This is a genomic window from Undibacterium sp. Ji22W, from assembly GCF_049340305.1.
Classification (GTDB): domain Bacteria; phylum Pseudomonadota; class Gammaproteobacteria; order Burkholderiales; family Burkholderiaceae_D; genus Undibacterium.
The window spans coordinates 416,952-429,943 of the sequence record NZ_JBMPOU010000002.1; the positions used below are offsets into that span (position 1 = coordinate 416,952).

The 12,992-nt window shown below is 46.2% G+C and carries 14 protein-coding genes; 12 read left to right on the forward strand and 2 right to left on the reverse strand.

Annotated features, from left to right (window positions below):
- Nucleotides 1–164: 164 nt before the first annotated feature.
- Complete coding sequence (locus ACO0KW_RS08705) at nucleotides 165–4,847, reverse strand: glutamate synthase-related protein (RefSeq protein ID WP_423052661.1); 4,683 nt, start codon at nucleotides 4,845–4,847, stop codon at nucleotides 165–167.
- 537 nt (nucleotides 4,848–5,384) lie between these two features.
- Between ACO0KW_RS08705 and ACO0KW_RS08710 the strand changes: the two genes are divergently transcribed.
- From ACO0KW_RS08710 to ACO0KW_RS08740, 7 genes are all read left to right on the forward strand, one after another.
- Entirely contained in the window at nucleotides 5,385–5,699 is a 315-nt protein-coding gene (locus ACO0KW_RS08710; RefSeq protein ID WP_423052663.1) for a hypothetical protein, read from the forward strand.
- A 93-nt stretch (nucleotides 5,700–5,792) separates the two neighbouring features.
- Nucleotides 5,793–6,485, forward strand: coding sequence for a hypothetical protein (locus ACO0KW_RS08715; protein ID WP_423052665.1), 693 nt, complete (start codon nucleotides 5,793–5,795; stop codon nucleotides 6,483–6,485).
- 92 nt (nucleotides 6,486–6,577) lie between these two features.
- The gene (locus tag ACO0KW_RS08720; RefSeq protein ID WP_423052667.1) at nucleotides 6,578–6,964 is read left to right on the forward strand and encodes a hypothetical protein; all 387 of its coding nucleotides are present in this window, start codon (nucleotides 6,578–6,580) and stop codon (nucleotides 6,962–6,964) included.
- Nucleotides 6,965–7,057: 93 nt separating this feature from the next.
- Nucleotides 7,058–7,396 (forward strand): hypothetical protein, encoded by a 339-nt coding sequence (locus ACO0KW_RS08725; RefSeq protein WP_423052669.1) that lies wholly within the window; start codon nucleotides 7,058–7,060, stop codon nucleotides 7,394–7,396.
- 14 nt (nucleotides 7,397–7,410) lie between these two features.
- Nucleotides 7,411–7,752, forward strand: a complete 342-nt coding sequence (locus tag ACO0KW_RS08730) for a YciI family protein (protein WP_423052671.1) — start codon at nucleotides 7,411–7,413, stop codon at nucleotides 7,750–7,752.
- Between the two features lie 168 nt (nucleotides 7,753–7,920).
- On the forward strand, nucleotides 7,921–8,637 hold the full coding sequence (locus ACO0KW_RS08735; RefSeq protein ID WP_423052673.1) for a hypothetical protein: 717 nt from the start codon (nucleotides 7,921–7,923) through the stop codon (nucleotides 8,635–8,637).
- Between the two features lie 375 nt (nucleotides 8,638–9,012).
- Nucleotides 9,013–9,348: a YciI family protein gene (locus ACO0KW_RS08740; protein ID WP_423052675.1), complete on the forward strand. Its 336-nt coding sequence runs from the start codon at nucleotides 9,013–9,015 to the stop codon at nucleotides 9,346–9,348.
- 605 nt (nucleotides 9,349–9,953) lie between these two features.
- Here ACO0KW_RS08740 and ACO0KW_RS08745 read toward each other — a convergent pair.
- Nucleotides 9,954–10,088 (reverse strand): hypothetical protein, encoded by a 135-nt coding sequence (locus tag ACO0KW_RS08745; protein WP_423052677.1) that lies wholly within the window; start codon nucleotides 10,086–10,088, stop codon nucleotides 9,954–9,956.
- A gap of 159 nt (nucleotides 10,089–10,247) precedes the next feature.
- Here ACO0KW_RS08745 and ACO0KW_RS08750 point away from each other — a divergent pair, with 159 nt between their 5' ends.
- The 5 genes from ACO0KW_RS08750 (at nucleotide 10,248) to ACO0KW_RS08770 (ending at nucleotide 12,880) form a co-directional block, all read left to right on the forward strand.
- On the forward strand, nucleotides 10,248–10,598 hold the full coding sequence (locus tag ACO0KW_RS08750; RefSeq protein ID WP_423052679.1) for a hypothetical protein: 351 nt from the start codon (nucleotides 10,248–10,250) through the stop codon (nucleotides 10,596–10,598).
- Nucleotides 10,574–11,413 carry a hypothetical protein gene (locus ACO0KW_RS08755; protein ID WP_423052681.1) on the forward strand — a complete coding sequence of 280 codons (840 nt, stop codon included), beginning with the start codon at nucleotides 10,574–10,576 and terminating at the stop codon, nucleotides 11,411–11,413. The genes ACO0KW_RS08750 and ACO0KW_RS08755 overlap by 25 nt, the downstream gene beginning before the upstream one ends.
- Nucleotides 11,414–11,424: 11 nt before the next feature.
- Entirely contained in the window at nucleotides 11,425–11,619 is a 195-nt protein-coding gene (locus tag ACO0KW_RS08760; protein WP_423052683.1) for a hypothetical protein, read from the forward strand.
- A gap of 157 nt (nucleotides 11,620–11,776) precedes the next feature.
- Complete coding sequence (locus tag ACO0KW_RS08765; protein ID WP_423052684.1) at nucleotides 11,777–12,226, forward strand: SLATT domain-containing protein; 450 nt, start codon at nucleotides 11,777–11,779, stop codon at nucleotides 12,224–12,226.
- Between the two features lie 132 nt (nucleotides 12,227–12,358).
- Nucleotides 12,359–12,880 carry a hypothetical protein gene (locus ACO0KW_RS08770; RefSeq protein ID WP_423052686.1) on the forward strand — a complete coding sequence of 174 codons (522 nt, stop codon included), beginning with the start codon at nucleotides 12,359–12,361 and terminating at the stop codon, nucleotides 12,878–12,880.
- The last annotated feature ends 112 nt before the right edge of the window (nucleotides 12,881–12,992 follow it).

Here is a 12,992-nt window from a genome sequence, read left to right on the forward strand (position 1 = left end):
CGGGGTCGGGGATGAGGGAGGTCGATTAACGAGAAATTCCGTTAGATTATGAGTTCTCAAATTCGAACCAATCATCGTGAAACATTGATTTCGCTAACCTGAATCACCCTCACCCCAACCCTCTCCCGCCTGCGGGAGAGGGGGCTTTATCGAACCTCGATCCCTTAAGCCGCTTTTTCCAATTTCACTTCAGCCTGTTTCGCCGCATACATCTCACCCAAAGCACGTTTGTATTCATGCGGGAATACCTTGACGAACTTGGCGCGACTACGTGCCCAGTCGTCCAGCAAATTACGTGAGCGTGTGCTGCCTGTATGTTTGAAATGGCGTTCAATTGCGTTACGCAAAATCGCTTCGTCCGTCTCTGGCTCAGCGCCGCGTGTCTTGGCGTGCCACTGTGATTTCGGAATCGTTTTCTCTTGCTCGTCACCCGCTAAGACCGACTCCAAACTCACCATAGACATATTGCACTTAGGCGCGAATTCACCATCGGGATCGTAGACATAAGCGATACCGCCAGACATACCGGCTGCGAAGTTACGACCTGTCGCGCCGAGTACCACGACCGTGCCGCCTGTCATGTATTCACACCCATGATCGCCGGTGCCTTCGATGACAGCTAAAGCACCTGAGTTACGCACCGCAAAACGTTCACCTGCCACACCATTGATAAAGGCTTCACCTGCGATCGCGCCGTACAGAACTGTGTTACCGCAAATGATGTTATCGACGGCCCAACCACGGAATTCGGTGTTAGGGCGAATGATGATGCGACCACCGGACAAACCTTTGCCGACGTAATCATTACCTTCACCCACCAGATCCAAAGTCACACCGCGCGCCAAGAAAGCGCCTGCAGATTGACCTGCCGTACCTTGCAATTGAATATGGATCGTGTCATCTGGCAAACCTGCATGGCCATAACGTTTCGCCACTTCACCGGACAACATCGCACCGACTGTACGGTTCAAGTTTTTGATAGGCTGGATGAAGGACACCTTCTCGCCTGTTTCTAAAGCCAATTTGGCTTGTGCGATTAACTTGTTGTCCAAGGCTTTGTCCAAGCCGTGATCTTGTTCTTCAACATGGCGAGTTGCGACTTCTTCGCTTGCATCAACTTGATGGAAGATGCGACTGAAATCCAAGCCCTTGGCTTTCCAATGCGTGATCGCTTTGGATTTATCCAGCAAATCAACACGGCCAATCAATTCGTCATAAGTACGGATACCGAGTTGCGCCATGATTTGACGCGCTTCTTCAGCGACGAAGAAGAAATAGTTCACGACATATTCCGGCTTACCAGAAAACTTTTTACGCAATTCTGGATCTTGGGTTGCGACACCAACTGGGCAAGTATTCAAATGACACTTGCGCATCATGATACAGCCTTCGACGACCAGCGGTGCTGTCGCAAAACCAATTTCATCGGCACCCAACATCGCGGCGATTACCACGTCGCGACCGGTTTTCATCTGACCATCTGCTTGTACACGAACGCGACCACGCAAACCGTTCAATACCAGAGTTTGCTGGGTCTCGGACAAACCGAGTTCCCACGGTGTGCCTGCATGTTTGACTGATGACAAAGGTGAAGCACCGGTACCGCCGTCATGACCTGCGATTACGATGTGATCTGACTTCGCTTTAGTCACACCCGCAGCAATCGTACCGACGCCAACTTCGGACACCAATTTCACAGAAATCGAAGCACGTGGATTGACGTTTTTCAAGTCATGAATCAACTGCGCCAAATCTTCGATGGAGTAAATATCATGATGCGGTGGCGGAGAAATCAAGCCCACGCCTGGTACAGAGAAACGCAATTTTGCGATGTAGTCCGACACCTTATGACCTGGCAACTGACCACCCTCACCTGGCTTCGCACCTTGTGCCATCTTGATCTGTATCTGATCAGCGGAGCTTAAGTATTCCGCTGTCACACCAAAGCGACCGGACGCGACTTGTTTAATACGTGAGCGTAAAGAATCGCCGTCTTGCAAAGGAATGTCGACTTCGACGTTTTCAGCGCCAATCACCGAGGCCATGGTCGCGCCTTGCTTGATCGGGATGCCTTTCAACTCTTGCGTGTAACGCGCTGGATCTTCGCCACCTTCACCGGTATTCGATTTACCGCCGATGCGGTTCATCGCAATTGCCAAAGTCGCGTGAGCTTCGGTACTGATAGAACCCATAGACATCGCGCCGGTCGCAAAACGTTTGACGATCTCTTTCGCTGGCTCGACTTGATCCAAAGGAATCGCTTTGCTTGCATCAATTTTGAATTCAAACAAGCCACGTAAAGTCATATGACGCTTGGATTGATCGTTGATGATCTGGGCGTATTCTTTATAGGAATTAAAGTTGTTCGAGCGTGTCGAATGCTGGAGCTTCGCAATCGAATCTGGCGTCCACATGTGGTCTTCACCGCGAATACGGAATGCATATTCACCACCCGCATCGAGCGCATTTGCTAATACTGGATCATTGCCGAACGCGGCTTTGTGCAAGCGCAAGGCTTCTTCCGCGACTTCAAACACGCCTATACCTTCGACGTTCGACGCTGTGCCTTTGAAGTATTTATCAACCAAAGATTTATTCAAACCCACGGCTTCAAAAATCTGCGCGCCACAGTAAGACATGTAGGTGGAGATACCCATTTTCGACATGACTTTATGCAAGCCCTTGCCGATCGCTTTGGTGTAGTTGTAGATGGCTTTTTCTGCATCGACATCTTTCAGCTTGTTCGCCATATCTGTGAGCGTTTGCATCGCCAGGTAAGGATGCACTGCTTCTGCGCCATAACCTGCCAACAAGGCGAAGTGATGTGTTTCACGTGCCGAGCCAGTTTCAACTACCAAACCTGTCGTAGTACGCAAACCCTTGCTGACTAAATGTTGATGTACGGTGGAAGTCGCCAACAAAGCAGGGATCGCCACGAAGTTCGCATCCATCTTGCGATCCGTGATGATCATGATGTTGTGACCGGATTTCACCGCATCGACAACTTCTGCACAGATTGAAGCCAAGCGTGCTTCGATACCATCTTTACCCCAAGCCACTGGATAGCAAATATCGAGTTCGTAAGATTTAAATTTGCCGCCAGTGTTGGCACTGATGTTGCGCAGTTTAGCGATATCGGCGAAATCCAATACTGGCTGTGACACTTCCAAACGCATAGGTGGATTGATGTTATTGGTGTCGAGCAGATTTGGTTTTGGGCCGATGAAGGAGACCAAAGACATGACCATCGCTTCACGGATCGGATCGATCGGTGGATTCGTTACCTGCGCAAACAATTGTTTGAAGTAGTTATACAGTGGCTTGAGTTTATTCGACATCACCGCTAAGGAGGAGTCGTTACCCATAGAGCCAATTGCTTCTTCGCCAGATAAGGCCATTGGCTCCATCAAGAATTTGATGTCTTCTTGTGTGTAACCAAACGCCTGCTGGCGATCTAAAAGCGATGCCGCTTCTGGCGTATTGTCTTCTTCACCTTTAAGTGAATTGAGTTTGATACGCACAGAATTAATCCACTGCTTGTAAGGCTTGGCATTGGAATACGTGTCTTTGATTTCTTTGTCGTCGATGATGCGGCCGGCTTCCAAGTCGATCAAGAACATCTTGCCTGGTTGTAGGCGCCATTTCTTAATGATGCGTGCTTCTGGAATCGGCAAGACGCCAGATTCAGATGCCATCACGACCAAGTCATCGTCAGTAATGATGTAACGTGCTGGACGCAAACCATTACGATCCAAAGTGCCACCGATTTGACGACCGTCAGTAAATGCCATCGCGGCCGGACCATCCCATGGCTCCATCATCGCCGCGTGATATTCGTAGAAGGCACGACGGTTGTCATCCATCATCGTATGATTTTCCCAAGCTTCTGGAATCATCATCATCATTGCTTGCGCAATTGGATAACCTGCCATGACCAAGAGTTCGAGCGCGTTATCAAAACTCGCCGTGTCAGACTGGCCTTCAAAAATCAGTGGATAGAGTTTTTGCAGATCGTCACCGAGTACCGCGGATTTCATCACACCTTCACGAGCACGCATCCAGTTGAAGTTACCTTTAACGGTGTTGATCTCGCCATTATGCGCAATCATGCGGTATGGGTGAGCCAATGGCCATTCAGGGAAGGTATTTGTTGAGAAGCGTTGATGCACGAGAGCCAAAGCTGAAACGCAACGTTCATCTTGCAAGTCTTTGTAGTAGACGCCAACTTGATCAGCCAACAGCAAACCTTTGTAGACGATAGTACGCGCCGACATCGACGGTACAAAGTATTCCTTACCATGCAAGAGGTGCAAAGCCTCAATCGCATGCACTGCGGATTTACGGATCACATAGAGCTTACGTTCCAAGGCATCGGTCACCATGATGTCAGGGCCGCGACCAATGAAGATCTGGCGAATCACAGGCTCTTTTTCACGTACGGTCGGTGACATTGGCATTTCGCGATCAACCGGCACATCGCGCCAGCCCAATACGACTTGGCCTTCAGCACGCACCGCACGTTCGATCTCTTGTTCGCAAGCCAAACGAGAAGCATGTTCCTTAGGCAAAAAGATCATACCGACGCCATATTCACCTGGTGGCGGCAATTCCACGCCCTGCTTCGCCATCTCTTCGCGATAGTACTGATCCGGAATCTGAATCAAGACACCCGCACCATCGCCCATCAAGGCATCAGCACCGACCGCACCCCGATGGTCGAGATTTTTCAGAATCAACAAGCCTTGTTCAACGATGGCATGCGTCTTCTTACCCTTGATATGCGCAATAAAACCGACACCGCAGGCGTCTTTTTCATTACTTGGATCGTATAAACCTTGTGCTTGCATAGCTTTTCTCCTGCTGTTGCATTGGAGCACTTCTCAACCGAAGTACCTCAATCTGCTTGCTGGACAATTCCAAATAAAGTTTTGGAAATCACCCAATCGACAATAAAAAAATCAAACTTGGGCTCAAGAATAGTGCAGCGCAAAAGATTTCACAACAAGAATAAATAGGGTCAGAGTTTATAAAAACTGGTCTTATTTTTTGATATTTTTTATTGGGGACGGAGTTATTATATTGAATAGCTGAGGCGCCTATGAAATTCGCTGTGGCGATGAGGCACCAGCGTCAAATCATGCAAGAAGTGGTCATGAAGGAGCAAAACTAATTGAGCGAGGCTTTAGCGCATGCAAGCCACATGGGAGACATGAAAGTGATCAAATATGCATGATTTTCATGTTCCCTCTGTTATACCTGTTTCGACACAGGTATAACAAAAAAGAGCAAGGCGTGGTGCGGGTTTTGAGAGGTTTGGAACTTTGTTGATAAAAATTTATGAATGTGTTAACGTCGGTTTTTTCACTTTAAAACAAGTTAGCCAAATGGAAATCTACCTTCTGATCGTTGTGCTGTCCGTAGTTTCGTGCTTCATTGGGTTCGCGTTGCAGTGCGCCCGCGGCAACATTATTCACTTGGAAAATGGAAGAGAGCCGAATGCCGGAGCGGCGTTGTTTCCGGACATACCAATGGTGCCGTGTTCCTACCTTCTCGCGGCATGGCTCATGAATAAGGTCTTTCAAAACTCAGGTTTCGTCGTTGTCATTGCATATTTCTGCATTGCATCTGGCATTAAAGCATTTCAATACAAGAAATTGAAACATGAGTTATTGCTGCTTAATAAACAAAGGTCCGGCTAACATGGCGCTCGTTCGGACTGGCCGGATGCGCCGCAGGTTATCATTTGATTCGCTGGCGGCCAGCCGCGCAGCTCAGCGTTAGCCCTACAATAAATGAGCGGACTCCGCAGCAAATCTATACAGAAATGGTGGCCAGCCACACAAGCACTCGATCTCGTCGAAGGTGATTGCGATGTTGTGGCGAAGGCTGTTCACGCTGAAGTATCGCGATTTTGTGGAAAAGAAGTTGTTGATGGTGATTGGGAGATTTTCCCAAATCTTGACGGGGCTTTTGGTGCTGCAAACGAATTCGCCAATGTTCCCACTTTCTATTTGGTGATCCCTACATTTTCGAAATGGGTTGTGCTTTGGAATAATAGTTTTTTATGTGATGGATATGATTCTTTGTGCCACTGCCTTACAATAAACCACGCTTTAACTACATTACATTGGTCGGCACATGACGAGTGGACATCCATGCAATCAGGGGCTGTTTTCTCTTATCGGTACGTGAAAGATGGAGATGTTTTTGAGCGAACCGTACAAGCTGCGCAGCAAGATAGAAAGTGGTTGTTCTTCGAAAGTGGAAAGCCGTTGGTCGAAGAAGATGTTCAACTTTATAAGACCAGGATTAAGCGAGATCGGCTTAACGAAGAACGAGTTTCACAACTTTTAGCTCGACTTGGTGCGTCTCCGTGGTCAGAAGAATTTTACGATTTTTCAAAACCTATTTTTGTCATTCGGAGACGAATGAAGCCTCCAACTATCATTACAAGAAATCGAAAAGATGTTCTTACAAAGGGCTAACATGACTTTCGAAAATGACGCGCGAACTCGCGCTTACTTGAAATTTATCGATTGGCGCGCACGCCTTTCAACTTTGCGTTAGGCCTCATCCGATGAATCATACATTCCAAAGCAAATGGCTCGCGCTTACAACAATATTCGTCGTCGGCACCCATGCCTCTGCCGCGCAAATGGATAAGGATGTTCACGCAAGAGGCAAGATTGTCTCCCTTCAGGCAGCAGCCGGATGCGGAATAATCAAGTTCGGATCTCCCGTGACGTATCAGATCATGTCAGGTGATCGAGACCTTTTGGGTAAGCAAGTTGTCGTCGTTGTAGAGTGCGTCGAAATGCCAGAATTGAGTGGAAAGATTCCGCAGTTCTCAGTGGGTGACATTCACGACCTTGTTCTAACAAGACGCAATGTCCACAAGATTGAAAACTCATCGCCAATTGATTCGCAATGGTTCTATTTGCGGTCGGCCAAAGTGGCCAAGTGAGGCCTAACATGACTTCCGAAAATGACGCGCGAATCAGATCATTCTTAAAATTTAGTGATTGGCGCGCGCGCCTCTCAAATCAGCGTCAATTCTATGACTTCTAACATAGCGCTCGACAAATTTTTCTCGGCTCTGCGTTCTGCGGATATTGAAGGAATGCGTAGTGCAGTTGTCGGTTTAAAGTTAAATGAATATGATGAAGTGGGATTTACACCTCTTCTCACAGCGGTATTTATCGGCGATCCAACGGCAGTAAAAATATTACTGGAAGCTGGCTCTGACCCGAATCTGTCACAAAAAGACGATCCATCGGCAACGCCAATTTGGCATGCAGAAGTGGATTTCAGTTTATCGCAGATCGCAGATATTCTTCGAGAATATGGTGCAGTTGAATTTAACACGTCGTTCCACACTGGCCCTATCCGAAAGTAGCAAAAAGAAAAATCATGACACAGTATCTAATTTCAATTCATCGCCCAGAGAACTACGACCCATTCATCGCAGAAGACCCGGCTATGGGTCGTAACATTGATGTGCTGAACGACGACATGGTGGCTGCTGGAGTCAGGGTTTTCGTTGGTGGTTTACGTCCACCAAGTAGCGCACGGTCACTGCGGACACAACCCGATGGAACGGTGCTTGTTACTGAAGGTTTATATCTGGGATCAAAGGAGTATGTGGGTGGCTTTTGGGTGTTGGATGTTGCTAACTTGGAAGAAGCACTGACGTGGGGGCGCAAAGCAGCGATTGCATGTCGGGCACCAGTCGAAGTACGACCGTTTCACTAATAGTTGATTTCATGAAGGCGACTGATGGCATCGATGCATCAATCAGAAGTATTTTATTATGACCTTCAACACAGCGATCAATGCCGCTTCGTCGGACGTCTTCAGTCGGTGCACGCTTTGCGCTTCAAGCTCAGCCTGTAGCCGCCCTTTTTCTCTGCGTTTAATGCCATGATTCACTTCACTAGATCACTACCAATTTCCATTGCGCTTCTGCTGTTCCCTTTTGTTTCACACAGTCAAACAGCAAGAGTTTTGCCGACATTTGATGAAAAACTGGCGAAGCCACTTTTGGTTGTTGCAGATCTCGCACCAGGTGCGTATTTTGCTAGACCTCCCAAATCTGCAAAATGCAGTGAACCAAATATTGTCTGCATCGACATGGACCCGCCGCCATTTTCTCTTATAGCGACAGTTAGCTCTTCAGTGTATGGCGGCGATGTTCAAGATAAGATAGAACTAATCGTGCACAGTCACTTCGGGATGGGAGAGTACGAAAAAGGGCTGAACTCAGTTCTCGTCATGATCAAGACTGACGGTCAGAATTTTAGGATGCCTAGGTATGCCAAAAAGAAACTGATCAGAAATAAAAAAGATGACTTGGTTATGTTGATCTTTAGTAGCGATCCTATTTGGTGGTTACCGTGCTCAGTGTCTGACTTGAAGGAGGAAATTTTTAGTGATGCGTTTGAATCATCTCTAGAAATTCCAGAAGACGAATTTGGACTTTATAGAGTTGAAAAATTTCCTGAATATTTTCGTCGTACCGCAACTGGTGTTGTACCTCGATATGCGATCGCTATTTCAAAACTTAGTGCGCATCTCAATCATCTCAATCCCATGAACGCGCAAATGTCTTGTGATAAGACACCGATACCAGCGCAGTGAATTTTTAATTCGGACTTCTGTTTCAGGAGTTCATCGCGCATGAAGTTAATCGGAAGCAAGGAAGAACAAGAAAATCACGACGAGTTGCGAGCATCGCCTCATTTTCACTTTCGCCGCAAGCTGAGTCGCGACTATCTACAAGCGACTTGAGATGACTGAATACTTACATGGCGTAAGTCGTATGCATCAAATTCGGTGACTTTTCGGTTGCTTATCGGTTACCTATTGCGTAAGAGCTTGTGAATGAAAAATCATCACAAAACAAACGCTAGGGAATCTTCTATGATAATTCCTGCTATATTTTGACGATTGAAGGCGTCCCCTGCATCTGCGTTACGCTAAAAGAAAGCACCATCAATTCTAAGGAAAAACACCATGCCCAAATACCTAATCTCATTTCCCAGCGCAGCAATGCAAGTACAAGATCACGAATTAGCACAAGTCGGTCGCGACGCGCACGCGGTCATTGAAGAAGCGAAAGCAGCTGGCGTGTATGTCTTCGCTGGCGGAATCGACGAAAGCATTCCGCCAGTGTTGGTTGCTGCCGATGGGTCGGTCACTTCAGGTGGCTATGCTTGGGCGCCTGTGCTGAATGGCGGCTTCACTGTATTGGAATTAGCTACGCGTGATGAGGCGGTCACTTGGGCCGCACGCATCGCTAAGGCCTGCCGATGCGAGCAAGAGCTGCGTGTATTTGGATTAGATTCGTAGTCATAAGTGTGGCGTTGAAATCTTGCTTCCTATACGTAAGCAAGCAGGGATTCAAATTATCAAAATCCAATATTCTGACTTTAAAAATTGAACATCAAGTTTACATGTTGAGTCCGATAGCGTTCATATTCAGATTTAAGCTCACTCCAAATACACAATGGCTGAACGGAGCTTCAAGGTCTACAGCGACAATGAATAAATCTCCTGCACCATACGCAAACCAAAGATGAACGTCTTATGGAGACCTCGCTGATATCCAAAATACCTATCGGCGAGGCGCATTCTCTATCACGGCGAGAAACCGACAACAGAAAAACGCATTAAGCTCGGCGCACGCGCCTCCATAGACGTAAATTTGCTGTTGTGCTCATCAGTTTTACCTAGCCTGTCACTGACTTCCAAAACGCTGCTGCCGACTACAACAGCTTAGTCAACGCGACATCGGTGCCGCAGGACGCTATTACTGGAACACACCTCCCCATTGCGAACGGGGAACCAGAAGCACATAAAATTTGAAATTCAAAATTTGAATTTATATGAAAGATACTTTTCTTGACACGTAAATTTCACGATTTTCCATGTCAAAAAAAGTTTATCTTTGAGACTTAATCTGGTTTCACAAGCCAGCGATCCAAGCAGGCGAGCAAATGATCAAAGAATTTGGTCGCTGTAATGCTGGCGCATTTTTTGCTCGATCCACCATTGGGATCGTCAATGGTGCTGGTTATTTTGCTTTTCATTAGGCGCCAATTCCATTATTTGAACTTTTTCTTCGTTACTTGTTACGGAACAATTCGGACGCGTTAAACGAAATTGCAAGCGAGTAATGGATGAAATAAAAAGCGTAATCGGCAGCCTTTTCAATCAAATCAAATGGATATAAGTTTGTTCTACGCAATATGACCAAGCACTGGCAAATTATTTTTCTTGTTTTTTATTTAGCGGGTTGTTCGACCACGTCATTGGATGAACAAGGGAGAGTGGTAATACATAATTTTGGTTATGTAAAGATCATTAAACCACCAACCTATCCGTCAGAAAAACAAATCACCTCGACAGGTGTCCGGCTCTTTGGATTCAGTTTAGGAGATGGCTTCACGCTTGGCTATAAAGAAAATGAATTTATTCAAGTGCCTACGGATTGTCGGGTCTTAGTCGTGGTCAAAGACAAGAAACAACTTGATCACATGTTAAAGGAAATGCATTTAATTGGAGAACATGAATTATGCGCCACGATATCGCCAAAATAAGTCTGGGATTTTTCGTTTTAACACTAGCAGCTTGCAGTAGTACGCCTGAACATACAAACACCTTAATGTTTGGAACGACAACCAAATTCGCACTTGACGTATCAGTTAGCCCACTTAACGGATCTCCAGACCTAACCGTGGGCTACAAGAGAAACGAAGGTGTATGGATGCCACTGCTTGCAAACCAGGCTACGTCTAACAATACCAAGCAACCAGGTCCTTGTACGGATCCGAATTGCAAATTTACCGGTGTGGACAACCAAGGTAACAAGACCGATACCTATTCCGTCCTTGCCAGCTTTGGAGCCACTTTTGGCGGCGGCAGTGAAGCCGGTTCCAACGCTCGCGTCAATGCTAAGGGTGGCTTAGCGCAATTTTTTGCGACCGGCATTGCCGCTCAAAACTTAGCGACTTCTGGAGGAGCCAGATTAGTTTCGGTTCAGTCACCAGATGCAGAGGCCACTGCGTTGGCGATCGAGAACGCTAACGCCTCCAAAGCAAAAGCGGATGAGGCTACCAACAGATTAAAAAGTATTCTTGGTCAAAAGGGTTACGACGAAGCCGTTGAGAAAGGTAGCTCCACGGCTAATCTACTCAAGGCAAAAAATGGGGTAATCGTGGCAGCTGTCATAAATACAGATGGAACTTTCAATCAGACAAAATGGGAGGAAATTGTTGAAGTCAGCACCCTTAATGATGCTCAAAAAAAACAACTAAAAGAATATAAAAATTTAGGGCAAGTTTCCTCTTTTCTATCTGGTCAAGCGGCAATAACAGAGCCAAGCATCATTAACGCACTGCACAGCAAACTTTAAGGAGAAATGAAATGACGTCTATCGTGATCCGAGCTCTAAAAGCAAACGACGCAGCCGCAATCGCTACTGCGAGAGCAGCAATGCTAGTCGACCATACGATTATTTACGAAGGAAAGGTCGATGGCAGCACCATCGACACCTCTATTTTCGGAGGCGGTGCTGTTTTTTGCCCGGACGCATACCTTCTCATTGGAAAGAAAGTTTAGGTACAAAGTTAAGATCGACTATGCGCTTGCTGCGAGCCTATCTTTTAGACAGAATCATCGATTGAGATAGCTATCGCCAAGATCTATTCTCCTTCGAAAATTTGAATTCACTTTAAGGTCTTCAAGCAAGACCAAAAAACTCGAGTAGGGAGTTCATGTGTCTAGCCTAAGCAAAAAACAATTTCTAAAAGATGAGCTCTCCAGCTTAATTCAAAAATACCGAAAAGAAAGAGTTCGTCACAAGCGAACAGCTCTGCTTCTAAAAGTCTCGGCAGTCACACTTGCGGGTATTATCACTGTACTTGTTGGATGGAAATCAGATCCATTTTCAGAAAATCTCTACCGAGAAAATATCACCCTTGTATTAGGTGCAGGCATCACACTAATTAGTGCATACGACGCGTTTTTTGACCCACGAACTTTATGGGTACAAGAAACGCTCGTACTGTCCAAACTCTTGTATCTCAAGAGAGAGTTGAATTTTCAAATATCGAATACACCTGACGATTCTCATCATGATTCGATATTGGACTCAATCAAGCAAGAATTAGATCAAATCCTCGAGGAAAGCTTAAAAGAATGGCTTCGAATTCGAAAGAATAATTAAAAATCGCATTACAAAAAAATACAGCCCCATTACAAGCATCAATGATCAACAAAGGTTGCGTAACGAACAACGACTTCAAAACAGCTTTGAACAAAAAATGAATTTTCAGCCCAAACCACCAAGGAGAATAGAATGAACGACGCAGTTAAGAAACTCATTGACTTGGCAAAAACGGAAGTCGGCACCAGAGAAGGCCCGGTTAATAACACTGGCGCACGGGTTGTCGAGTATCAAGGTACGACTTGGCTCGCACCGGGAGCATGGCCATGGTGTGCAGCGTTTACTTGTTGGTTGATGCGAGAGTGGTTGGAAGATGGGTCCATCAGAGAGCTTCTAAAGCTACCAACATTCTCAGCAGCAGAAAAGTGGCGTTGCCGCGATGCTAGTGCGTTTGGTTGGGAAAAGTGGGCGAGGCAGCGAGGTCTTACTGTACTTCCTGAAACTGAGAAAGCACGCGCTGGTGACTTCGTGGTATATGATTTTTCTCATATCGGCTTGGTGATCGCGGATCAACAATCAACAAAAGAAAAATTAAAAACCATCGAAGGAAACACCAATCAAAAAGGTGATCGTGACAGTAATTCAGGTGACGGTGTTTGGACTAAAGATCGGGCGCCAAGTTTAACTAAGTGCTATATACGAATTTTCAATTGACTTGCATTATTAGTTTCGGCAAACAGATATCGCGTGGCTAGTTATGCGTATTTGTAATGAGCAGATTCAAGTTTTCGGAATATTTACTCAACTTCATTTTCCAGAAAAGGAA